General features: G+C 72.2%; 21 protein-coding genes and 1 pseudogene. 3 read left to right on the plus strand and 19 right to left on the minus strand.

Annotation, left to right across the window (positions count from 1 at the left end; genetic code table 11):
- Positions 1–40: 40 nt before the first annotated feature.
- Positions 41–3,191: pseudogene (infB, locus tag ABT247_RS33645) on the minus strand (translation initiation factor IF-2).
- 607 nt (positions 3,192–3,798) lie between these two features.
- Between infB and ABT247_RS13560 the strand changes: the two are divergent.
- Positions 3,799–4,329 (plus strand): YbaK/EbsC family protein, encoded by a 531-nt coding sequence (locus ABT247_RS13560; RefSeq protein ID WP_350742204.1) that lies wholly within the window; start codon positions 3,799–3,801, stop codon positions 4,327–4,329.
- 70 nt (positions 4,330–4,399) lie between these two features.
- Here ABT247_RS13560 and ABT247_RS13565 read toward each other — a convergent pair whose 3' ends face one another.
- The 6 genes from ABT247_RS13565 to ABT247_RS13590 form a co-directional block, all read right to left on the minus strand.
- Complete coding sequence (locus ABT247_RS13565; protein ID WP_350742206.1) at positions 4,400–5,512, minus strand: prephenate dehydrogenase; 1,113 nt, start codon at positions 5,510–5,512, stop codon at positions 4,400–4,402.
- Positions 5,509–7,956, minus strand: coding sequence for an aminotransferase class I/II-fold pyridoxal phosphate-dependent enzyme (locus ABT247_RS13570; RefSeq protein ID WP_350742208.1), 2,448 nt, complete (start codon positions 7,954–7,956; stop codon positions 5,509–5,511). Before ABT247_RS13570 ends, ABT247_RS13565 begins: the two co-directional genes overlap by 4 nt.
- A gap of 260 nt (positions 7,957–8,216) precedes the next feature.
- Positions 8,217–8,531, minus strand: a complete 315-nt coding sequence (locus ABT247_RS13575; protein WP_350742210.1) for a LysR family transcriptional regulator — start codon at positions 8,529–8,531, stop codon at positions 8,217–8,219.
- A gap of 129 nt (positions 8,532–8,660) precedes the next feature.
- Complete coding sequence (locus ABT247_RS13580; protein WP_350742212.1) at positions 8,661–9,056, minus strand: hypothetical protein; 396 nt, start codon at positions 9,054–9,056, stop codon at positions 8,661–8,663.
- A gap of 1 nt (position 9,057) precedes the next feature.
- The gene (locus ABT247_RS13585) at positions 9,058–9,465 is read right to left on the minus strand and encodes a hypothetical protein (protein WP_350742248.1); all 408 of its coding nucleotides are present in this window, start codon (positions 9,463–9,465) and stop codon (positions 9,058–9,060) included.
- Positions 9,465–9,806 carry a hypothetical protein gene (locus tag ABT247_RS13590; RefSeq protein ID WP_350742214.1) on the minus strand — a complete coding sequence of 114 codons (342 nt, stop codon included), beginning with the start codon at positions 9,804–9,806 and terminating at the stop codon, positions 9,465–9,467. The genes ABT247_RS13585 and ABT247_RS13590 overlap by 1 nt, the downstream gene beginning before the upstream one ends.
- Positions 9,807–10,182: 376 nt before the next feature.
- Between ABT247_RS13590 and ABT247_RS13595 the strand changes: the two genes are divergently transcribed.
- Positions 10,183–12,126, plus strand: a complete 1,944-nt coding sequence (locus ABT247_RS13595) for an ABC1 kinase family protein (protein ID WP_350742216.1) — start codon at positions 10,183–10,185, stop codon at positions 12,124–12,126.
- A 46-nt stretch (positions 12,127–12,172) separates the two neighbouring features.
- On the opposite strand, the gene ABT247_RS13600 is transcribed toward ABT247_RS13595, so the two are convergent.
- The 12 genes from ABT247_RS13600 to ABT247_RS13655 are packed head-to-tail and all read right to left on the minus strand — an operon-like array spanning position 12,173 to position 21,625.
- Complete coding sequence (locus tag ABT247_RS13600; protein WP_350742218.1) at positions 12,173–12,790, minus strand: 2-hydroxychromene-2-carboxylate isomerase; 618 nt, start codon at positions 12,788–12,790, stop codon at positions 12,173–12,175.
- 17 nt (positions 12,791–12,807) lie between these two features.
- Positions 12,808–13,554 carry a 3-oxoacyl-[acyl-carrier-protein] reductase gene (gene fabG, locus ABT247_RS13605; protein ID WP_350742220.1) on the minus strand — a complete coding sequence of 249 codons (747 nt, stop codon included), beginning with the start codon at positions 13,552–13,554 and terminating at the stop codon, positions 12,808–12,810.
- Positions 13,547–14,065, minus strand: a complete 519-nt coding sequence (locus ABT247_RS13610; protein ID WP_350742222.1) for a 3-hydroxyacyl-ACP dehydratase FabZ family protein — start codon at positions 14,063–14,065, stop codon at positions 13,547–13,549. Before ABT247_RS13610 ends, fabG begins: the two co-directional genes overlap by 8 nt.
- The gene (locus tag ABT247_RS13615; RefSeq protein WP_350742224.1) at positions 14,062–14,514 is read right to left on the minus strand and encodes an ApeI family dehydratase; all 453 of its coding nucleotides are present in this window, start codon (positions 14,512–14,514) and stop codon (positions 14,062–14,064) included. Before ABT247_RS13615 ends, ABT247_RS13610 begins: the two co-directional genes overlap by 4 nt.
- Positions 14,511–14,780 carry an acyl carrier protein gene (locus ABT247_RS13620; protein WP_350742226.1) on the minus strand — a complete coding sequence of 90 codons (270 nt, stop codon included), beginning with the start codon at positions 14,778–14,780 and terminating at the stop codon, positions 14,511–14,513. The genes ABT247_RS13615 and ABT247_RS13620 overlap by 4 nt, the downstream gene beginning before the upstream one ends.
- Before the next feature lie 35 nt (positions 14,781–14,815).
- Entirely contained in the window at positions 14,816–15,925 is a 1,110-nt protein-coding gene (locus ABT247_RS13625; RefSeq protein ID WP_350742228.1) for a beta-ketoacyl synthase N-terminal-like domain-containing protein, read from the minus strand.
- 49 nt (positions 15,926–15,974) lie between these two features.
- Complete coding sequence (locus tag ABT247_RS13630) at positions 15,975–16,994, minus strand: hypothetical protein (protein ID WP_350742230.1); 1,020 nt, start codon at positions 16,992–16,994, stop codon at positions 15,975–15,977.
- 44 nt (positions 16,995–17,038) lie between these two features.
- Complete coding sequence (locus ABT247_RS13635; RefSeq protein ID WP_350742250.1) at positions 17,039–18,007, minus strand: alpha/beta fold hydrolase; 969 nt, start codon at positions 18,005–18,007, stop codon at positions 17,039–17,041.
- Positions 18,007–18,948, minus strand: a complete 942-nt coding sequence (locus tag ABT247_RS13640) for a beta-ketoacyl synthase N-terminal-like domain-containing protein (RefSeq protein WP_350742232.1) — start codon at positions 18,946–18,948, stop codon at positions 18,007–18,009. The genes ABT247_RS13635 and ABT247_RS13640 overlap by 1 nt, the downstream gene beginning before the upstream one ends.
- Entirely contained in the window at positions 18,945–20,084 is a 1,140-nt protein-coding gene (locus tag ABT247_RS13645) for a beta-ketoacyl-[acyl-carrier-protein] synthase family protein (RefSeq protein ID WP_350742234.1), read from the minus strand. The genes ABT247_RS13640 and ABT247_RS13645 overlap by 4 nt, the downstream gene beginning before the upstream one ends.
- Positions 20,081–21,322 carry a beta-ketoacyl-[acyl-carrier-protein] synthase family protein gene (locus tag ABT247_RS13650; RefSeq protein WP_350742236.1) on the minus strand — a complete coding sequence of 414 codons (1,242 nt, stop codon included), beginning with the start codon at positions 21,320–21,322 and terminating at the stop codon, positions 20,081–20,083. Before ABT247_RS13650 ends, ABT247_RS13645 begins: the two co-directional genes overlap by 4 nt.
- Before the next feature lie 54 nt (positions 21,323–21,376).
- On the minus strand, positions 21,377–21,625 hold the full coding sequence (locus ABT247_RS13655) for an acyl carrier protein (RefSeq protein WP_350742238.1): 249 nt from the start codon (positions 21,623–21,625) through the stop codon (positions 21,377–21,379).
- Between the two features lie 290 nt (positions 21,626–21,915).
- Here ABT247_RS13655 and hppD point away from each other — a divergent pair, with 290 nt between their 5' ends.
- Positions 21,916–23,100: a 4-hydroxyphenylpyruvate dioxygenase gene (gene hppD, locus ABT247_RS13660; RefSeq protein ID WP_350742240.1), complete on the plus strand. Its 1,185-nt coding sequence runs from the start codon at positions 21,916–21,918 to the stop codon at positions 23,098–23,100.
- Positions 23,101–23,111: the final 11 nt, after the last annotated feature.

A 23,111-nucleotide genomic window follows, 5' to 3' on the forward strand; every position in this document is an offset into this window, starting at 1 on the left:
GACGGAAATACACCCGTCGACCGGCCCCGGTGACCAGCGACTACGCGCGCGGCTTCTCGCGCATCTCGTAGGTCTCGATGACGTCGTCGACCTTGATGTCGTTGAACGACCCCAGGGTCACACCGGCCTCGAAGCCCTCGCGGACCTCGGTCGCGTCGTCCTTGAAGCGGCGCAGACCCTCGATCGAGAGGTTCTCCGCCACGACCTTGCCGTCGCGCAGCAGGCGGGCCTTGGCGTTGCGGCGGATGAGGCCCTCGCGGACCAGGACACCGGCGATGTTGCCAAACTTGGAGGAGCGGAAGACCTCGCGGATCTCCGCGGCGCCGAGGCGCACCTCCTCGTACTCCGGCTTGAGCATGCCCTTGAGGGCGTTCTCGATCTCCTCGATCGCCTGGTAGATGACCGAGTAGTACCGGACGTCCACGCCTTCCTTCTCGGCCGCGGTCCGCGCACGGCCTTCGGCGCGCACGTTGAAGCCGATGATGATGGCGTCCGAGCCCATCGCCAGGTCCACGTCGGACTCGGTGATGGCACCCACACCGCGGTGCAGGACCCGGAGCTCGACCTCCTCGCCCACGTCCAGCTTGACGAGGGCGTCCTCGAGGGCTTCGACCGAACCGGAGACGTCACCCTTGATGATGAGGTTGAGCTGCTCGATGGAGCCGGCGGCGATGGCCTTGTCCAGGTCCTCCAGGGACACCCGGACCCGACGCTGCGCGAAGGCGGCGTTGCGGTCGCGGGCCGAGCGCTTCTCGGCGATCTGACGGGCGGTGCGGTCCTCGTCGACGACGATGAAGCTGTCGCCGGCGCGGGGCACCGAGGTCAGACCGAGCAGCAGCACCGGGCGGGACGGGCCGGCCTCGGTGAGGCTGTTGCCGTTCTCGTCCAGCATCGCGCGGACGCGGCCGTAGGCGTCGCCCACGACGATCGAGTCGCCAACGCGGAGCGTACCGCGCTGCACCAGCACGGTCGCCATGGCGCCGCGGCCCTTGTCCAGGTGCGCCTCGATGGCGATACCCTGCGCGTCCTGCTCGGGGTTGGCCCGCAGGTCCAGCGAGGCGTCCGCGGTCAGGACCACGGCCTCCAGCAGCTGGTCGATGTTCAGGCCCTGGCGCGCGGAGATGTCGACGAACATGGTGTCGCCGCCGTACTCCTCGGCCACCAGGCCGAACTCGGTCAGCTGACCGCGGACCTTCGTCGGGTCGGCGCCCTCGACGTCGATCTTGTTGACGGCGACCACGATCGGCACACCGGCGGCCTTGGCGTGGTTCAGCGCCTCGACCGTCTGCGGCATGACACCGTCGTTGGCCGCGACCACCAGGATCGCGATGTCGGTGGACTTGGCACCACGGGCACGCATGGCGGAGAACGCCTCGTGACCCGGGGTGTCCAGGAAGGTGATCGGACGCTGCTCGCCGTTCACCTCGGTGACCACCTGGTAGGCACCGATGTGCTGGGTGATGCCACCGGCCTCGCCGGCCACCACGTTGGACTTGCGGATGGCGTCCAGCAGGCGGGTCTTACCGTGGTCGACGTGACCCATGACGGTGACCACCGGCGGGCGCGGGGCGAGGTGCTCGTCGCCGCCCTCGTCGGCACCGAAGTCGATGTCGAACGACTCCAGCAGCTCGCGGTCCTCGTCCTCCCGGCTGACGATCTCCAGCTGGAAGCCCATCTCGTCGGCGAGCAGCTGCAGCGTCGCGTCGGAGACCGACTGCGTCGCGGTGACCATCTCACCGAGGTTGAACATGACGGAGACGAGTGCGGCCGGGTTGGCGTTGATCTTCTCCGCGAAGTCCATCAGCGAGGCGCCGCTCGACAGGCGAACGGTCTGGCCGTTGCCGCGAGGGAGCATCACACCGCCGACGGACGGGGCCTGCATGGCCTCGTACTCCTGGCGCTTCGCCCGCTTCGACTTGCGACCGCGAGCCGGGCGACCGCCCGGGCCACGACCGAAGGCGCCCTGCGTGCCACCACGGGCACCCGGGCCGCCGGGACGACCACCGAAGCCACCGGGGCGCGGGCCGCCGAAGCCGCCGCCACCACCGGGAGCACCGCCACCCGGACGCGGGCCGCCGAAGCCGCCACCGGCCGGACGCGAGCCCGGACCGGCCGGACGGCCCTGGAAGCCGGGACGGGCACCGCCGCCGGGACCTGCCGGACGGCCGCCGGGGCCACCCGGACCACGGCCACCCGGGCCCGGACGCGGGCCGGCCGGACGCTGCGGCATCATGCCCGGGTTCGGACGCGGCATGCCGGACGGGGTCGGCCCGCCGGGACGCGGCGCGGCCGGACGCGGCATGCCGTCGGGACGGGGGGCACCACCCGGACGCGGCGCACCGGCACCCGGCGCACCCGCCGGACGCGGACGGTCACCGCCGGGACGCGGCGCACCGGCACCCGGCGCACCGGCCGGACGCGGACGGTCGCCACCCGGACGCGGCGCACCGGCACCCGGCGCACCTGCCGGACGCGGACGGTCGCCACCGGGGCGCGGACGGTCGCCGCCCTGCGCGCCCGGAGCACCCGGACGGGCACCCGGCGCGCCCGGACGGCGGTCGCCGGGGCGGGCCATGCCGGTCGCGCTGCCCGAGGTGAACGGGTTGTTGCCCGGACGCGGGCGGGCGTTCCCGAACGGCGACAACGTCCGTTTCAGGAAGCTGCCACCGCCCGGCCGTGCCCCTGTGCTGCGGGATCAGGCGGTCCGGCGGCCCTGGTCCGGGGTGCGCCCCGTGGTCAGCAGCCCGAGCTCGACGGCCCTGGCTCCCGCCTGGAACCGGGAGTTCGCCCCGAGCATCTCCATGATGTCGGCGACGTACCGGCGATAGGTGCGGACCGAGACCGAGAGGTCCCGGGCCGCGACCTCGTCGGTCACACCGGCGTTCAGCCGGTCGAGGATGCGCTCGGTGAATTCCTTGCGGGCCGTCGTGGCGAAGTCGGGCCGGTCCTCGATCGGAACGGCCCGCCGCCAGACCCCCGCGAACAGGTTGTGCAGGGTGCGGATCACCGAGTGGTCCCGGATCACCGCGGCCCGCCGGCTGCCCGTCACCAGGTCCGCACAGGCGAGGACGACCTGGTGGTCCACCATGATGGTCTCGGTCCAGGGGAGTTCGCACACCCGCGCCTCCAGGTGGCAGCCTGCGAGGTGTTGCTCCCGGACGAACTCGCGGTCCAGTGTCTCCGGCACGCACAGCAGCCGCACGGTGACCTCGTCGGCGCAGGAGTGGAGCATCTCCCTGAGCGCTCCGTAGATCGCCCCGGCCCTGAGCGCGTCGGAGGCGAGCACCACCTGCAGCCCGTGCCGGGTCCGCCCGATCAGCCGGGCGGCCTCAGCGGAGAGTTCCTCCTCGTCCGGCGGAACCGCGGTGACGACGGCCGAGCGGGACACGAAGTCGCGGTGTCTGACCACGGTGTCCTCGATCAGGGCCTGGACCTCCAACAGTCCCTGCTCAACCTCGTCCTCGAGCCGTCGGCCGTGCGGTGCCGGCGCCGGCATCCTGGACCGCTCCCCCATGTCCACCCCTATGACGTGCGACTCCGTCCACCGTCATGGAACAGCGCGACGGGCACGGAGTCCTACCGTGCTGTCAGCAAGCTGCGCGCCGGGGGCGGCCTCGGCGCCGGCGTGCGCACCGATCGGCGACCGTCCGTGCGCGCGCACCCACGAGGGGTGGCGCGGCGGCTCGCCGGGCCGGTCCGGTTGACCGATTCCGGCCATGACAGATAGCGGTCAGCCCTCGGATCGCCGGTCCCGACAGACATTACGTTCGGGTCAGCCTTTCGAGGGAGGAATATTCCGTGGACAGCACCGAGCTCACGGACGAGCCCGAACACGGCGTGTACGACCGGATCATGACGATGATGTCTTCGTCCGGGACGCCGTTTCGTCTGATTCACCACCGACCGGAAGGACGCACCGCCGAAGCCAGTGAAGTGCGCGGGCATTCGCTGCGGCAGGCCGCGAAGTGCATCGTGGTCCGTACCAGGACCGCCGGGCGCCCGCCCCGGCACAGTGTCGTCGTCGTGCCCGGTGACCACCGGGTTGATCTGGAGGCCGTTGCCGGCCACCTCGGCGGCGACCGGACGGCGTTCGCGGACCGACGGACCGCGGAGCGGCTCACCCAGTGCCGCAGCGGAGCCATCGTTCCCTTCAGCTTCGACCGGGACCTCGGGCTGCTGGCTGATCCCATGCTGCTCGAACCCGAGGAGATCTTCTTCAACGCGGCCCGCCTCGACCGGTCACTGGCGATCGCTCCTGCGGACTGGGCCGACCTCGCGCGACCGCTGATCAGGCCGGTCGCGCAGCGCGATCCGGTGGCCGTCGGCTGATCGGTCCGACGAGCCCACGACGGAGCCCCGGTGGTGCGGCGATCCCGCACCACCGGGGCTTCGATCCGTGTCAGCGGGCGTCGGCCGCCAGTGCGGCCTCCTCCGCCACGGTCCACCCGTCCGCGTCCAGGAGCCGGCAGAGCGCCGATGCGGACTGCTGCTGCACGAGCAGCTCGACCAGGCCTCGGGGCCGGTCCATCGAGTGCTCGATCCGCACGTCCTCGATGTTCACCCCGATCTCTCCCACCGCGGTGAACAACCGTGCCAGCGCGCCCGGTTGGTCCGGTACCAGCACCGGCACGGTGGCCAGGTCGGTGAGCGGGGTACCCGACTTGTGGGCGACCCGCGCCCGCCCCCGACCACCGTGCCGCAGGATGTCGTCCAGAACGGCTGCAGCGTGCTCGCGCCGTGCCGCGTCGGTGCCGGCCAGGCCCCGCAACGCGGTGATGGTCCGGCGGAGGTCGGCTGCGTACTCGTCGAGGACGTCCGCGACGGCGGCGGCGTTGGCGTCCAGGATCTCGCCCCACAGGCCCGGGTCCCCGGCCGCGATGCGGGTGACGTCCCGCACCCCCGGCCCTGCGACCCGGATGCTGGACTCCCCCGCGTCCGCCAGTCGGGCGGCCATCAGGGACGAGACCAGGTGGGGAGCGTGCGAGACGAGCGCGACGGCGCGGTCGTGCGCAGCGGCGTCCATCACCACCGGCGTGCCGCCGCACAACGAGGCGAGCTCGAGGGCTCGGTTGAGCGTCTCCTGGCAGGTGTCCCGGGACGGGGTGAGCACCCACGGTCGCCCCTCGAACAGGTCCGCCCGCCCGGCCAGTGGCCCGGAACGCTCGGTGCCGGCCATCGGGTGCCCGCCGATGTACTTGGCGGAGTCCGCCCCGGCACGCGCCACCCCGTCGTGCGGCTGCGCCTTCACACTGGCGACATCAGTGTAGGCACGGGCCAGTCCCTCGAGTTGCGCCCGTGCCAGGACGGTGCCGACATGAGCGGGCGGTACGGCGAGGACGGCCAGGTCGACCGGCGCGTTCGGCGGAGCCAGCGATCCCGCACCCATGGCCTCGGCGGTTCGCGCCGCCGTCCGGTTCACGTCGTCCAGGTGCACCACCACGCCTTGCCGACTCAGCGCGAGGGCGATGGACGTGCCGATCGCGCCGGTCCCGATGACCGCCGCGCTCCTCATCGACCGGGTCCGTCGACCGCCGTACCCGTGGCTTCGGCAGCCACGAAACGCGCCAGCCTGGCGATGCCGTCCTCGACGTCCGCGCGGGTCAGGTAGCTGAAGGAGAGCCGCATGGTGTGCTCGCCTCCTCCCTGCGGATAGAAGTACGACATCGGGGTCCAGATCACGCCGTGCTCCTCGGCCGAGCGCAGCAGGGCGGCGTTGTCGGCCGCGAACGGCACCTTGACGGTGAGGAAGAACCCCCCGCTGGGGACGTTCCAGCTGAGGCCGAGGGCGCGTCGACGCTCCTGCGGGAAGTGCTTCTCCAGCTGCTCCAGCACGGTCGCCAGGACCTCTCCGTAGTGCTTGGCCGGGCCGGCGTTGAGCTCGGAGAGCCGCCCGTCCGCCGCCAGCAGCATCCCGGCCACCGCGGCCTGGGCGATCGGCGGGGTGTTCACCGTGACCATGCTCTTGATCTTGGCGAGTTCGTCGGCGAGCAGCCCGGTGGTGCCGGCGTCGTCCCGCACCGTCTGGTCCGCGACCACGAAGCCGATCCGCGCGCCCGGGAAGACCGACTTCGAGTACGAGCCGAGGTGGACGACCCGGCGGCCGGTGTCGAGCGCCTTGAGGGTGGGCAGCCGCTCACCGGTGCTGACCAGGCGGTAGGGGTTGTCCTCGATCACCAGCAGGTCGAGGCGTTCCGCGAGCGCGAGCAGCTCCTCGCGGGCCCGCCGGGGCATGGTGGTGCCGGACGGGTTGGAGTGGTCGGGCACCACGTAGAGCGCGCGGGGGCGGCGTCCGCGGGCCCGCTCCGCGCGGACGGCCGCCTCCACGGCCGCGCAGGACAGGCCGTCCGGCTCCTCCTCGATCGCGGTCACCGGGATGCCGAGCAGTGCGGCGGCGCCGGTGATCCCCACGTAGCAGGGGCTGGTGGCGAGCAGGACGTCCCCGGGGTCGGCGAACAGTGCCCGCAGGGTCAGGAACATCGCCTCCTGGCAGCCCACGGTGACGACGATCGAGGCGGGGTCGACGTCGATCCCCTCGTCCTTGCGCAGCGAGTCCGCGATCAGGCCGTTGATCAGCCCCGCGGTGGGGCCGTACTGGAACAGCTTGGTGCGGACGGCGTCGGGGCCGTCGCCCTGCTCGGCCAGGTGGTCGAGGTAGCGGCGGAGGTGGGTGAACAGCTGCTCGGTGTCGAAGAAGCCCTCGTACGGCCGGCCCGGGGCGAAGGAGACCGCCTCGGGGTAGCGGATGGTGACCTCGTTGAGGAAGTTCATGGTGTCCAGCACCGGGTCGCTGACGCTGGCGTGCAGCTCCTCCTTGCGCAGGACGCCCGCGGCCGCCGCCGGTGCGACCGGACGCGGCAGGGGGCCGACCGCCAGGCGGGGGCTCGGCGCGAGGAGCGCGGGGCCCGCGTCGGCGGGTGAGGGCGTGCCGGTGAGCAGCAGGGCGTCCTCCAACTCACCGACCAGGATGTCGAGGACGTCGGAGACTCCGGACTGCCCGGCCACCGCCAGCCCGTGCAGCACCGGGCGGCCCAGCAGCACGGCGTCGGCGCCGAGGGCCAGTGCCGTCAGCACGTCGGTGCCGCGCCGCACGCCGCCGTCCAGCAGCACCGGGCAGCGGCCGCCCGCGGCGCCGGAGACCTCCGCCAGCACCTCCAACGAGGCGTATCCGCCGTCGAGTTGGCGCCCGCCGTGGTTGGACACCACGAGGCCGTCCACCCCGGCGTCGACCGCGCGGGCGGCGTCCTCGGCCGTGGTGATCCCCTTGAGCAGGACGGGCAGGGCGGTGACCGACCGCAGCCAGGAGACGACCGACCAGTCCAGTGCCGGGTCCAGTTCGGTGCGCCCGTGGCCGCTGGGCGAGGAGTAGTCGGCCGGCGGCAGGTTGGCCGGGGCGATGCCCTCGGGCAGCCGGAAGTCGTTGCGCAGGTCGCGCAGCCGCCGCCCGAGCCGGGGCGCGTCCACGGTGAGGACGATCGCCTCGAACCCTGCCTGCTCGGCGTGTTCGATGAGCCGCCGGGTCGTCGAGCGGTCGCGGAAGCAGTAGACCTGCAGCCAGAGCGGCGCACCCGCCGCCGCGGCCAGCTTCTCGAAGGGCTGCCCGGCGAAGGTGCTCACCACGACGGGCAGTCCGGCCATGCCCGCCGCCTGCACGGTGGCGACCTCCCCCTCGGGGTGGACCATGGTGTGGTACGCCATCGGCGCAACCCCCACCGGGGCGGACCACCGGCGCCCGAGCACCGTGACCGAGGTGTCCACCTGGCTCAGGCCCGTCAGCACCCGGGTGCGCAGCAGTTGCCGGTCGAAGGCGAGGAGGTTTTCGGACAGCGTCCGCTCCTCCCCCGCGCCGCCCTGGATGAAGTCCCAGACCGGCGGGTCCAGGCGCTCGCGGGCCAGCGCGGCGTAGTCGTCCAGGGTCAGCGCCTGCGGAGTCCCGGTCCGCGCCTCGACGGCCGTCACGGGACGACCACCTTTGCCGATGGAGCCGGGAAATTGATGTCGTGTCCGCGCATGCTGAGTCCCCATCCACTATTCGGAAGCGATGTCGATTAGACGCCACGACTTCCGGTCAGGACGTCTCGTCGGGCTCGGCTCGGCAACTTGCTGACAGCCCGGCGGATGAGCCGGGCCAGACCGTCACCGCTTTCAACAATTTGCGGTGGCGGTGCGCCACCGCCATGTCCGGGGAATGCTGTTACCGGAACCGGACGCTGGCGGACTCAGACCGCGCAGACGCCTTTCATGCTGTCTATCAACGTCAGGACCGCCTTCGCCGACGGGAGGATCATCCGCCCCTCGCGCGTGAGGTGCGCCCCGTTGGAATCCCGCGTGAACAGCTTCGTGCCCAGCATTTGTTCCAGGCACTTGATCTGGTAGCTGATCGCCGGCTGGGAATATCCGAGTTCCCTCGCCGCGTGGTCCATGCGACCGATCTCGGCCACGGACACGAAGGCTCGAAACTCCCGCTCATGCATAGCTCCCCCTGTTTGTTCGGCGGGTCGCCGAGGCAACCGGACTCGTAATGTCCAGTCCATAACAGCCGATTCGAACTGGGTGGCGCAACAGCCGCTACAGGAAGCTGCAACGGGGTCGATCCGCACGGTCGCCCGGCCCGCTCGGGACGCCCCGCCCGGAGGTCGGAGGACGTCCCGGGGACGGCTCGTTCACAGGAAGCAGATCATCCGGTACTCGGACCAACTCTCGGCCGCGGCCTGCGCGCCGATCAACTCGACGCCCTCCAGGAGTTGCTCGCCACCGGTCATGCCGCTCGCGAGCAGTCCCGGCTCCTCCGCCCGGACCCGGATGCCGGCGTCCAACAGTGCTCGGACGTCGCGGCGGGGGTCGCTCAGCGTCTCCACCACGCGGTCGCCGAAACGCAGCGGCGCCACCCTCGCGGCCCTGGCCGCGTAGCTGACCGCCTGCCCTCGCAGCAGGATGTCCATTCCGCCCATCTGCCGGTGCAGCTCGCGCACCAGGTAGAGCGTGTCGACGAACTGCTTCTCGATGGCGCCCCGGTAGCCACGGTCCACGATCGCCAGTACCTGTGCCTGTCCCGCCATCTCAGATCACCCCGATCAGTACCGTCTTGCCCGTGGCCGCCAGGTTGGCCGCGTAGGCGTGCGGCGCTCGCATGGCGATCTCCGGCAGGTGGTCGGTCGCCCCCCGGTCATCGCTGCAGAACCGGCAGCCGTACCAGTAGAGCTGGTCGGGGAACGCCCGGAGCATCTCCTGGACGATCGTGGCGGTGCTCAGGTGGCGCGTCGACCAGTCCGCAAGGTCGCGCGGCTTGAACTCGCCCAGCGACTGCTGGGTCAGCATCGTCGCGTAGCCGCACGCCCAGACCTGGACCCGTCCGCCCTGCTCCAGCATCGATTGGACCAGCCTCAACACGGTCGTGGTCAGATCGGTCCGGTGCGGCGCGCCCATGAAGGTCACCAGGACGTCGGTCGTGGGGATCCGGCGGGCCATCAGTGCCACACCGTCCGCACCTCGGGGTCGAGCACCAACCGGGCGATCGCGTCCATCTCGACCGGGACCGCGTCGGGACGGAGGGCGGCGCTGATCCCCCGCTGGTCCACCGAGAAGCGGTCGACCAGCAGCCGGCCACCCGCCTCGACGAAGTCCGACAGCTCCGGACGGTGGCCGAGGGCCAACGACACCCCGCCCTGCACCAGGAACAGGGTCACCTCGTGCCCGCCACGCGCCTGGGCCACACCGTCGCCGACGAAGGCCAGAGCTTCCTCGGTCGCCGACTCCTGGCTCTCTACCAGGAGGTACCGCAGCGCCTCCCGGCGGAGGACTCTGCTCATGCGGATGCATCCCCTCTGTGGTCACCGCCCGTCGGGGCGGGATCTGCCGCCAGCCCGGGCGGCCGCACGGGCGCCGTTGCGAGTGCGGCACTGCCGGTGATCCTCGCAAGCCTCACGGGCGCCGCGGTCCGCCTGCGCGTGTTCTGACAGGAAGGTGACAGCGCAAGCCCCGGCACCCTCATCGCGGCTCGACCGGAATCGCCCCGAACGTGCTCCACCCGACTCCGTGGGCCGCCCGGCGCCGGTAGGCCACCGGCCGCAACGGCCGGCTGGCATCTACCGGTCACCCGCACCGCCGTTCCGCTCGGCTCCCACCGGCCGTTCGTAGGCTTGGCCGTCCGTTCGCATCCGGTTCAGCTCAGGGGGTCGGCCACACGTGAAGACGGCCATCGTGCTCGCGGTCGGCTGCGTCACCATCACCGCGACGATCGGGGGCTTCTCCGCCGGAGCCCGCCTGCTGCTGGGACTTCGGATCGGCCGCATCCGCGCTGCAGTGACCGGCAGCTTCGGCCTGTTCGCGACGATAGTCTTCAGCCGAACCGTGCACTCCGCCGACCGCGGCGCGCTCCTCACGGTCGAGATCGGTTCGGTGCTCCTCCTGACCATGGGCTTCCTCGCCGTCTCCGAAGTGGTCCTGCCCAGCGGCTCCTGGCCGTCGATGCTGCGACTCCCCCGGGCACTGCAGCGGCGCATCGCCCGGGCCCGCCGCTACTCCCAGCTGAGCGCGATCGCCTACCGGCACGGCCTGGGTCGGCTGCTGCGCAGCGCGGGCCGGGCCTCGGCCCCCGGGCCCGCCGGCCACCACGAACTGGCCCGTTCGCTCCGCCGGGCACTGGAGGAGGGCGGTGCGACGTTCGTCAAGCTCGGTCAAGTGCTGTCGACCCGGCACGACCTGCTGCCGCCCAGCTTCACCGACGAGCTGAGCAACCTCCAGCACCAGGCCACGCCCGCGCTCTGGGAGGAGGTGGCCGAGCAGTTGCGCCAGGAGTTCCACCGGCCGCTCGACGCGGTGTTCGCGCGGTTCGACCCGGTGCCGCTGGCGGCCGGATCCATCGCGCAGGTGCACCGGGCCCGGCTGCACTCCGGTCAGGAGGTGGTGGTCAAGGTCCGCCGCCCCGGCTGCCGGCCGGTCGTCGAGCGGGACCTCGACATCCTGTGCAGTGTCGCCCGCAGGCTGGAGGAGCGGACCGCCTGGGGGCGGGCCGCCGGCGTCGAGGCGTTGGCCGTCGGTTTCGCCGACTCGGTCCTCGAGGAGCTGGACTTCCGGGTCGAAGCGCGGAACATGACCGCGGTCGCGGCCCGGAGCCGGGGCGGGGAGGTGCTGATACCGCAGGTGTTCCCGGAGCTCTCCAGTGAGAAGGTCCTCGTCACGGAGTGGCTCGACGGCGAACCGCTCAGTGCGGCCGGGACTGGCCTCCGACACCCGGACGCGGATCCGATGCGCCTCGCCCGCACCATCCTCGACTGCGTCCTGCGGCAGATCATGGTCGGCGGGACCTTCCACGCGGACCCGCACCCGGGGAACATCCTGCTGCTCCGCGACGGCCGGCTCGCGATGCTCGACTTCGGCTCGGTCGGCCGGATCGACGGGCAGCTCCAGGCGAGGCTCCGCGACCTGCTCGTGGCCATCCGCCGCGCCGACGCGGCCGCGCTCTGCGACGCTCTGCTGGCACTGGCGAACCAGCCGGAGGAGATCGACCAGAAGGACCTCGAACGATCCCTCGGGCTCTTCCTGGCACGACACTTCGGGCCGGGGACGGCGCTCGACCGCACCGCTTTCAGCGACCTCTTCCGCCTGGTCACCGCCCACCGGCTGACCATTCCGAACAGCGTCGCGGCGGCGTTCCGCGCGCTCGCCACCCTGGAGGGCACGCTCACCCGGATCGCCCCCGACTTCGATCTGACGGCCGAGGCCAAGCAGTTCGCCTGGGTGCAGGTCACCGAGTCGGCCTCGCCGCCCAAACTGGCGGTCACCGCCGCCGACGAGTTGCTCGACATCCTGCTCATCGCCCGCAGGCTGCCCCGTCGGCTGGACCGGATCACCAGCGCGATCGAGCAGGGCAGGCTGAGCATGAACATCCGGCTGCTCGGGAACCGCCATGACCGCGGCTTCCTGCAGACGCTGGTCCACGAAGTCATCCTGACCGCCCTCGGGGCGACGACCGGGGTGATGGCGGTCATCCTGCTCAGCACGGCCCGGGGCCCTCGGATCACCTCGTCGATCACCCTGTTCGAGGTCATCGGCTACAACCTGCTGGTGGTCAGCGCCATCCTGATGGTCCGGGTGCTCTTCACCATCTTCCACGCCCGCCGGCGGTAGCCGGGGGTCCCGTCCACCGCCGGTGCGGCTGGAACCCGCCGCCCCGCTACGCCGCCGCGCGCACGCTCGCCAGGAAGCCGGCCAGTCGGTCCGAGCCCCAGTAGCGGTCCGGCCCGTGGATGAAGAACGGCACCCCGAACACGCCGTCGCGGCCGAGGGTGCGCAGCGCCTCGACGCCGCGGGCGAGGATCGCCGGGTCGTCGACGGCGTTGCCGACGGCGTCCGGGTCGAGGCCGACCGCCGCGCCGGCCTCGGCGACGACGGACCGCTCGGAGATGTCCAGGCCCTGTTCGAAGCGGGCCCGGTAGATCCGGGCGAGGTAGTCGCGGCCCCGGCCGGCGTCCTCGGCGACCAGCCAGCCGAGGTGGGCGACGTCCCAGTCGGGGGCGGTGTCGACGGGCCAGGCGACGGTCAGGCCCCGCTCGGCGGCGAGGCGTTTGACGTCCTGGAGGATGTAGAGGTGCTTCTCCTTCGACATCGGGACGTAGGGCAGCCGGACGTCCGTCCCGGCCAGGAGCCGGGCGGTCGCGCCGCCCGGCTCCCAGTAGGGGCGCCATTCGATCCGCTCCGCCACGTCGGGTGCGTTCTCGGTCAGCTCCCGGAAGGCCAGCCACGAGTAGGGGCTGCGCAGGGAGAAGTACCAGCGTGCGGGTTCGAGGGCCAACTCAGGCTCCTGGGACTCTAGATGGTGATGCCGCCGTCGATCTGCAGGACGGCGCCGGTGATGTAGCCGGCGCGCGGCGAGACCAGGTAGGCGACCAGGTCGGCGACCTCGTCGGCGGTGCCGAGGCGGCCCAGCGGCACCGACTCCAGCGCCTTGTCCTTCACGTTGTCGGTGAGGACCGAGGTCATGTCGGTGTCGATGAAGCCGGGGGCGACCACGTTGGCGCGGATGCCGTAGCGGCCGACCTCCTTCGCCAGCGCCCGGGAGAAGCCGATGATCCCGGCCTTGGAGGCGGAGTAGTTGGTCTGGGTGGCGTTGCCGTGGACGCCCGCGACGGAGGAGATGTTGACGATCGCCCCGCCCTTGCGTTTCATCATGCCGAACACGACGGCGCGGCAGGCGTTGTACACCCCGTCCAGGTTGGTGTCGAGCACCTGGTGCCACTCCTCGTCCTTCATCAGGACGAGCGGGTTGTCGCGGGTGATGCCGGCGGCGGTCACGGCGGCGTCGACGGGGCCGAGCTCCTGCTCGGTCTCCTCGACGAACCCGCGCACCGACGCGAGGTCGCGCACGTCGACCTTGCGGGCCAGCACCCGGACGCCGAGCTCCCGGACCTCCTTCTCCAGGAGGCGGGCCGCCTCCTCGTTGGACTGGTAGCAGAAGGCGACGTCGAAGCCGTCCTGGGCGAGGCGCAGCACGGTGGCGCGGCCGATGCCGCGCGAGCCGCCGGTGACCAGGGCCACCCGGGTGTCGTTCTCAGCCATGGCTCTCTCCAATGAGGGCGGGGTCGGGCCGGAGCTCGCCGGCCGGGCGGAAGGCCAGCACGGCGCTGTCGACGGTCAGCACGGGTGCGCCGTCGACGCGGCTCTCGCCGGCGATGATCAGGGTGTCGCCGAGCGTCCTGGTGATGGTCGCCCGGTGTTCCAGGACGTCCCCGGGCAGCACCGGCCCGTGGTAGCGCAGGCCGGTCACGGCGCCGAACAGCATGACCTTCCCGGTGAGCACGTCCGGGTTGGGGTCCTCCCAGGTGGCCAGCAGGCCGGCCGCCTGGCACCAGGACTCCATCAGCAGCACCTGCGGGTAGCCGAAGTCCTCCGCGCCCTCGGGCAGGTCCCGGTACCAGGGCTCGTTGCAGGTGACGGCCTTGACCGCGGTGATGCGCTCGCCCGGGACGACGTCGAGCACGCGGTCGACCAGCAGCATCGGGAAGCGGTGCGGCAGGGCCCGCCGGATCTCCGGCTGCCCGGCGCGGGCGGTTCGGTCCGGGCCCGTCACGATTCCTCCCCCGTGGTGAAGCGCACGCGCACCCGGGCCGCCGCCGCGCGGGCGGTGGCGACCTCGGCGGTACAGGTCCAGCCTGCGGCGCCCGCGCGCCAGGTCAGCTCGACGCTCAGTTCGTCCCCCGGGAAGACCGGGCTCAGGAAGCGCGTCGACTCCACTTCGTCCATCGTCAGCGGTCCCGCGCCGGGCGGCGGCGCGGCCAGCGCGCTGAGCCGTACGCACTCGATCACGCAGACTCCGGGGAAGATCGGGAAGCCCGGGTAGTGGCCGGGCAGCACCGGCTCGTCCGCCCCGATCACGACGCCGGTGGCCGCGGTCGTCCGGCCCCGGGCGTCGGGCGCCGGGGGCCGGACCAACCGCACCGCCGCGGTGACGGGGCTGACCGCCGCGGTGGCGGGACTGACCGCCGCGCTGACGGGGCTCACCGCTCGCGGCCGGCTCACGCCGACCGGAGCTTCTCGGCGAGCACCTCGTGCGCGCCGGCCAGCGAGGTGATGCGGGGGAACGCGCTCTCCTCCAGCCGCAGGCCGTACTTCTTCTCCAGGGCGACCACCACCTCCAGCGCCAGCAGGGAGTCGACCTCCAGGTCCTCGACGAAGCGCGTGTCGTCGCCGACCTCGGTGACGTCCACGTCGAGGACCCGGGCGATCGCCGCGCGCAGGTCCTCCTTGTCCAGCACGGCCGCGGCCGAGGCCTCCTGGGTCGTCATGGCGGTGTTCCTTCCGTGGGTTGGGGGATTCGTGCTCAGCGCAGGCGGATCAGCGCGCAGCCGACCGCGCCGTCGCGGTCGACCGAGGTGACCAGGGCGACCCGGCCCGCGGCCGAGGGGTCGTCCTCGGCGTGCACCAGGACGCCGGCCACCTGGAAGGCCGCCGACGCGGCCACCGTGTCGCCGAGCAGGGCGGTCTGGGTGAGGCGCCGCGGGTCGGCACCGGCGGTGGCCGCCTCGACCACGGCCCGTTCCTGCTCGCCCAGCGGTCCGGGAAGTTCGCTGGTGGACACCGCCCACAGCTCCTCCGGCCGCACCTGCGCGCGGCGCAGCGCGCCCTCCAGGCAGGAGGACAGGGCCGTGCGGACGTCCCCGTCCAGGGCGATGCCCATCCGGACGGCGAGCAGCTCGGCCAGGACCGGCTGGTCCGGGTCGTCCGCGTCCGCGCGTTCGAGCAGCAGCAGGCCGCAGCCCTCGCCGGCCGGCTGGGCCGCGCCGTCGGCCCGCGGGTCGTGGGAGTGGGCGTCCAGCCAGGAGCGGGCGTGCGAGAACTCCTCGACGGCGCCGCACAGCACGGTCCGCGCCCGGCCGAACTGCAGCAGCCGGCGGGAGTAGTTGAGGGCGTACAGCCCGGCCGCGTGGCCGCCGGCGATGGTGGTGTTGGCGCCCTTGAGCTGGTGCCAGATCGCGCTCTGGCCGGCGGCGCAGTTCATCACGGCGTTCGGGAACCGCGCCGGGTCCACGAAGTACGGCTTCTCACCGGTGAACGAGTCCCGGGTGAAGTCCATCTGGCTCTGCACGCTGCCGATGGTCGTGCCGAGCACCAGCGCGGAGTCCTCGCCGGTGGCGACCCGCCGGTTGCGCGGCGCGTCGTCGAGCAGCCGGCCGACCGTGGTGACGGCGAGGCCGGTGGCCCGGTCCATCGACCGGGTGCCCTTCTTGCCGAGCACCGTGCGGATGTCGAAGTCCGGTACCAGGCAGGCGGTGGCGGCGGGGGCCTGCCAGGGCTCGCGGTCCAGCGGCGCCTCGGCCGCCCGGCGTTCCCGCAGCCCCTCGGCGAACGCCGCCCGGCCGATGCCGAACGGCGACACCGCCGACCAGGCCGTGATGACCGTACGGTTCTCAAGTGTCGGGGTCGTACTCATATCCACTCCGTTGCTCTCCGCGGATTCGCCTGCCGGACCGGCAGGGCGGTCAGGCCTCGCCCCGGAGCGCCTTGGCGACGCGCTCGTCGAAGGTGACCAGGTTCCACTCGCGCCGGTTGTCGACGACGGCGTAGCCGTGGGTGACCTTGCCGGTGGCGGTCTGGACGAGCTTGCCGTCGCGCACCACGTAGCAGTCCATCCGCGAGGTGTAGGTGAAGTCCTTGAAGACGTCCTCCACCGTGTAGACGGTGTAGAGCTCCTCCTCCATGAGCGCCTCGTCGACGATCTGGATCCTCGAGTGCGGGCAGGCGGGGATCCAGCGGCGCTCGTCCATGAGGGTCCGCACCGAGATGCCCCGGTCGGCCAGGAACAGGTCGACGACCTCCTCCATCTGCCGCAGGTAGCTGGACATCTGCAGGCGCTCCGAGAAGTGGCAGTACGGGTACGGGATGCGCCACTTCCAGCCGAAGGAGTTGGTGCCGGCGGTGAGCAGGTCGAGCACCGGGTCGGGGCCGGTGGTGCCGCGGCCGGCGGACAGCGAGGTGGTGGCCGCGGTGAGGTCGAGCCCGGAGATGTCCGGCGGTGTCAGGAGGCCGGGCACCGGCGTGCCGAGGCGGTCCGTCACGAAACGGGCGATCGGGGCCGGCGGCTCGCTCGCGGCCTCGATGTAGCTCTCGCGGCGCAGCACGGCCTTGCCCCGGGCGGCGACCAGCTTGGTCGGCGAGCCGTCGCGCTCCCCGGTCAGGGTGACGGTGAACGAGACGGCGGTGTCCTCGTCACCGGCCTTGGGGACGACGTGCGCCTCGACCGTCTCGTCCATGAAGAGGGCGCTGAGGATGCGGGTGTCGAGGTCGACGAGGTCCACGCCGAGGCCGTGTTCGGTGTAGAGCGTGCGGGCGTCCAGGCCGGACTCGGCGAAGTGGAGCAGGACGGCTTCCTCGACGAGGTAGTTGATGTGCTTGAAGCCGATCCAGGTGCAGATGTTGGCGCCCTCGAAGCGGGTGCGCAGCGGCACCGTCGTCTCGCTGGTGAGGAGCGCCTTGACTGCGCTTTCGGTTACGGTGGTCATCGGAGGTGCTCCCCTGGTGGTGTGGGTCCGGGGCCGCCTGTCTGTCACGCGGCCGGCAAGGTGCTGACGAACTGATCGACCACGGCGGCGAGGTCGCCCGCCTGCTCGATCATCAGGAAGTGCCCGCTGCCGGGCAGCAGGTGGAAGCGCCCCTGCGGCAGGTCGGCCGCCAGCAGGCGGCCCTCCTCCGGGAGCGCGATCGAGTCGTGCTCGCCCGCGATCACGAGGCAGGGCACGGGGAACCGCTCGGTGCGCAGCCACGGGGTGGCCAGGTAGGTCTCGAAGAACCGGATCCAGCCGTAGGCGCCGACCCGTTCGCGGACCCGGCCGCCGAGTTCCTCGATCAGGTCGTCCGGGACCCGGCCGCCGGCGTGCACCCGCACGCCCTCGGTCATGGTCCGGACGAAGTTCTGGACGGCGGTCTCCACCGACTGCCAGGTGAAGTCCTCCACCGAGCGCCGGTAGAACGGGGACACCAGGACGAGGGCGCGGATGCCGTACTCGGTGAAGGGGTCGGCGCCGCGCTCCACCTCCCGGTGGAGGAACTCCAGCAGGCTGTTGGCCCCCATCGAGTGGCCGACCACCACGCCGGCGCCGCCGGGCACCGCACGCAGCGCGTCGGCCACGTACGGCACCACGTCGCCGCGCGAACTCCAGTGGGCCACGCAGTCGCCGCGCCAGGGCAGGTCGGCGGCCCAGACCTCGGGGCCGCCGTCCGGCCTGTCGGCGGCGGGGGAGCAGCCGTCCGGCCTGTCGGCGGCGGGGGAGCAGCCGTCCGGCCTGTCGGCGGCGGGGAAGGAGCCGTCCGGCCGGTCGGCGGCGGGGAAGGAGCCGTCCGGCCGGTCGGCGGCGAGGAAGGCGTCCCAGACGCTCGCGCTGTTGGCCAGTCCGTGGAGCAGCAGCATCCGGCCGGGGCCGCCGGCCGCGCGGCGGTGGACGACCACCGGGGGGAGCGGGCCGGGCGGGCTCTTCGGCGCCGCTCCGGCGGTCAGCAGGCTGCCCGGGCCGGACATCACGCAGCCGGCCGGAGCAGGACGAGGCCGGCGCTGGCGTCGTCGGCGTCACCGCCCGCGCTCGCGTACACCGGGCCGGCGCCGCCGCGGGCGAACCAGCCGACGGCCGCCGCGCACTGGAGCACGCCGAGCGCGCCGGAGGCCAGGCCGAAGCGGGCGCCGAGGTCCTGGCGCGGCACGCCGTCCAGCAGCGCCCCGGGCAGGTCGTCCGTCTCCGGCACCTGCCACAGGGCGGGGCGTTCGCCCGCCGCGTCCGAGAGCCTGCCCAGCGAGGCCGCCAGGCCGGCGCCGCGCACGGCGTCGCCCAGCACGGCCAGCGCGGGCGCGCCCCGCTCGGCCGCCGCCGCGGCGTCCTCCAGCACCACGGCCGCCGAGCCGTCCACCGTGCGGGCGCCGCCGAGGAAGGCGCGCACCGCCTCGTTGTCGGGCTCGACGCCCAGGACGAGTGCCCGGGCGACCCGGCCGGCGCGGATCAGTCCGGCGCCCCAGCGGAGGGCGTCGATCCCGGAGGTGGCGCCGTTGCACAGCATCAGGTTGGGGCCGCGCAGTCCGAAGCGGATCGCGACGGAGGAGGCGACGACGTTGCTGGAGGCGTTCGGCAGGTCCATCGGGCTGCCGGCCGCCGCGGTCTCCCGGGTGATGGTGTCCATCGCCCGGGTGATGGTGTCGATGTTGCCGTAGTTGGAGCTGACGACCACCGCGACGCTCAGCGGGGCGACCGCCAGCGCACCGGCGGTGTCCACCAGCGCGGCGTCGCGCAGCGCCGCCCGGGCCGCGCAGTACGCGAGTTGGGTCGCCCGGTCCTTGTAGCGCAGGCCCTTCCTCCCGAGGAGGTCCTTCGGCTCGACCGGGGGCGCGTCGGCCGGCCCCGGCTCGATCAGTTCGCCGGCCGATGCCGCGCGGGGCAGCACCACGCCGGTCCCGGTCACCACGACGTTCATCGAGCCGCCTCCACGATCGCCACGGCGTTCACGCCGCCGAAGCCGAATGCGTTCAACTGGGCCACCGCCAGGGGCGCCCGGGCCGCCTCCCCGGTGACGATCCGGAAGCCGGCCGCCTCGTCCACCGGGTCGTCCAGGCCGACGGTCGGCGGGACCCGGCCCTCGGCCAGCGCGGTCAGCGTCACGACCAGGTTGAGCAGTCCGGACGCGCCCGAGGTGTGGCCGGTCATGGACTTGATGGCCGTCATCAGCGGCTTGTCGGCGTCCTCGCCGAACACGTCGGCGAGGGCGACGGCCTCGGCCTCGTCGTTGAGCAGGGTGCCCGTGCCGTGCACCATGACCAGGTCGATGTCGGCGGGCTTGCGGCCCGCGGCGGCCTGGGCCTCCCGGATGGCCTCCGCGATGCCGCCCGGATCGGGCGCGGTGACGTGGTAGGCGTCGCAGTTGACGGCGACGCTGCGCACCACGCCGTGCACCTTCCGGCCCGCGGCGGGGGTGCGGGTCAGCACGACGGCCGCCGCGCCCTCGCCCATGAGCACCCCGGCCCGGTTGCGGTCGAAGGGCCGCACCCGCTCCGGCGGCACCGGCTGGACCCGCTCCAGCAGGCCGTACATGGTCTCGGTGAGCACGTCCACGCCCGCGACGATCACCGTCTCGGCCGTGCCGCCGTCCAGCAGGTCGGTGGCCAGGGCGAGCGCGTACAGCCCGGCGGAGCAGGCGTTGGAGAAGGTGTGGGTGTCGTCGGCGTTGAAGGCCGCCCGCAGCGCGGTGCCGAAGTGCAGGTCCTGCGGGGGGAAGTCGGTGCCGTCGCGCTGCCACAGCTCGACCGAGCGCAGTTCCCGCAGACCGGTGCCGATCAGGACCGGCACGCCGCTGAGGTCGCGCTCGTCGAGTCCGGCGTCGCGGGCGGCCTGGGCGATCGCGTCGACCAGCAGCGCGGTCGCCCGGCGCGGCACGTCGGCCCCGGGCTCGGGGCGGTCGTCCACCTCGTAGGCGAAGCGGGCGTCGTGGCGGCTGAGGTCGAAGCCCTTCAGCTCGCCCACGCCGGACACTCCGGCGCACAGGTTGGCGAACAGCTCCCCGGGGTCGCGGCCGACGCTGGCGACCGCGCCGGTACCGGTCACGGCCCAGGTCATGCCGGCACCCCGTCGTACTTCCCGAGCAGCACCACCGCGTTGTTGCCGCCGAACGCGAGCCCGTTGTTCTGGACGATCCGCAGCTCGGCCTCGACGGCGGTGTTCGGCACGCAGTCGACGTCGCACTCGGGGTCGGTGGTGGTGTGGTTGATCGTGGGAGGGATGAAGCCGTTGGTGATGGCCAGTGCGCAGCCGATCGCGGACAGCGCGCTCGCGGCCCCCATGGTGTGGCCGATCATCGACTTCATGGAGATGACCTTCGGCGGCTGCGTCCCGAACACCTCGCGGATCGCGCGCGCCTCGGTGACGTCGTTGGCCTTGGTGCCGGTGCCGTGGGCGGAGATGAGGTCGACCTGTTCCGGCTTGACCCCGGCGTTCTCCAGGGCGATCTCCATGCAGCGGCCGACGCTGTCCTGATTGGGCGCCACCTGGTGGTAGGCGTCGCAGTTCAGGCCGTAGCCGAGCACCTCGGCGTAGATGCGCGCCCCGCGGGCGAGCGCGGAGTCGAGGCTCTCCAGCACCAGGATGCCCGCCCCCTCGCCGGTGAGGATGCCCTTGCGGTCCACGTCGAAGGGCCGGCACCGGTCGGGCGCGATGGTGCCCAGGCGGTAGAACCCGGAGAAGGTCTTGCGGCACATGGCGTCCGCGCCGCCGCACAGGGCGTACTCGGCCTCACCGGAGCGGACCGCGTCGAAGCCGTAGCCGATCGCGTAGTTGCCGGCGGCGCAGGCGGTCGGGATCGTCACCGCCTCGACGTCGGCCAGCTCCAGCTCCTGGGCGATGGCGGCGGACAGCCGCCCGGCCGCGACGCGGCGGGCCGACTCGGGCGCCATGTGCTCGGGCCCGAACCGGACCTCGGCCTCGACCATGTGGTCGAGGTCGCGGGACTCCCCGTCGGTGGTGCCGACGGTCACGACGCCGGGCAGCGACCGCCACACCGGCAGGTCGAGCCCGGCGTCCTCGACCGCCATCCGGGCCGCGGCGACGGAGTACTGCGTCGCCCGCCCCAGCTGGTCCACGGGCAGGTGGCGGATCCACTGCTCCGGTTCGAAGCCGACCACCTCGCAACCGTTCGCGTGGTCGAACCCCTCCACGTCGAACACGGTGATCGGCTTGGCCCCGCTGCTTCCACCGCGCAGGCCGTGCAGGAACTCACCGGCTCCCATCCCGATGCTGGAGACCACGCCCAGCCCGGTGATCACCACCCTGCGCGGGCCGTCCTGTCCCGACATCGCCATCCCGACCTCTCCGTCCCGTGTCCCGGTGCTGCCCTGTCCGAACGATGTTTCCGGCTACCAGCCGGCGGCCTCGGAGACGACCTCGTAAACGCCCTTGAGGTTCACCATCCGGGCCAGTTCGGACTGGTCGATGGTGATGTTGAACTGCTTCTCCAGATTCGCGAGGATCTCGATCGAACGCAGCGAGTCGGCGTTGTGGTCCTCCTTGAAGAGACTGGTCTCGCTGACCTCGTCCTCCTCGATCTCGAGAATGTCGCAGACGATCTCCTTGATCTTCTGGAACTGCTCCTCGTACGAAGCCATAATGGATTCCCTTCCTTTTCGGTAGGACTCTCGGAGCCGACTGACGGGGTTTTCTGCCGGGGATCGTTCTATGGCATCGCCTCCGGCACCGGCAACAGCGACGGCAGAATGCTGCCAAGTCGGTCCGCACGGAACTGCAGCAACCTGCCACCCTGCGGGAATCCCGTCACGAACTCCTGCACCATCGGGCCCTGACCCAGTCGTCGAACGCGACGGCGGATCCACACCCACACTCGATTCTTCGATGTGGGGTGTCAGTTGGAGAGGCCGACCGGCCAGCATGGCCACGGATGATCGGCGAATGGACCACCCAGACGACTAGGAGTGGGTTCTCAGTGAGCGCGGACAACCGGACCACGTGTTTCACGGGCCTTACCGTTGACCACATTCAAGTCTATGTAAGCGACCTCGCATCGAAGGCCGGGGCCTTCGCGGGGAATTACGGCCTGCGGCCCGTCGGGCGCGCCCGCGTTCCGGGAACGGCCCACTCCTACACGTTGGCGGCGTCCGACATCCTCTTCGTGCTGACCGAACCCTTGACGGAGGACCACCCGGGCTCCGCCTACCTCGAACTGCACGGCGAGGGTGTGGCCGACATCGCGCTCGGCACCGACGACGCCCGCACCGCCTTCCACGAGGCGGTCCGCCGCGGCGCCGACCCGGTGGCGGCACCGACGGAGCGGGACGGATTCGTCCTCGCCACGATCAAGGCGTTCGGGGACGTGGTGCACACCTTCGTGCAACGTCCGGTCGACGGCGCGCGGCACGCCCTCCCGGGATTCGTCCCGCAGACCGACCTGCCGGTCCCTGCAGAGCTGGGGCTGCGCGAGGTCGACCACTTCGCGGTCTGCGTCGAGGCCGGGCAGCTCGACCAGGTCGTCGACTTCTACTGCAGCGTCCTCGACTTCAGCATGATCTTCGAGGAGCGCATCGTCGTCGGCACCCAGGCCATGAACTCGAAGGTGGTGCAGAGCGCGTCCGGCCAGGTCACGTTCACCGTCATCGAGCCGGACCTGAGCCGCGACCCGGGACAGATCGACTCGTTCCTGAAGAACCACGGCGGCCCCGGCGTCCAGCACATCGCCATGGCCACCGAGGACATCGTCGCCTCCGTCGGTGAACTGGTGCGGCGCGGAGTGGACTTCCTGTCCACCCCCGGGACGTACTACGAGCTCCTGGCGGACCGCCTCGAGGTCTCCCGGCATTCCGTGGACGAGTTGCGCGGACTGAACCTGCTGGTCGACGAGGACCACGAGGGACAGCTGTTCCAGGTCTTCGCCCGGTCCACCCACCCGCGCGGCACCTACTTCTTCGAGGTCATCGAGCGGGCCGGTGCCAAGACCTTCGGCAGCGGCAACATCAAGGCGCTCTACGAGGCGGTCGAACTCCACCACGAACAGACCCGGCAGCGCGAGCAGGACGCTCGGCAGGCCCTGCTGTCCGCCCCGGAAGCACAGCCGTCAGCCGGACGGTGAGCGGCGGAACC

It is taken from the genome of Kitasatospora sp. NPDC001539 (genome assembly GCF_040298565.1).
GTDB lineage: Bacteria > Actinomycetota > Actinomycetes > Streptomycetales > Streptomycetaceae > Kitasatospora.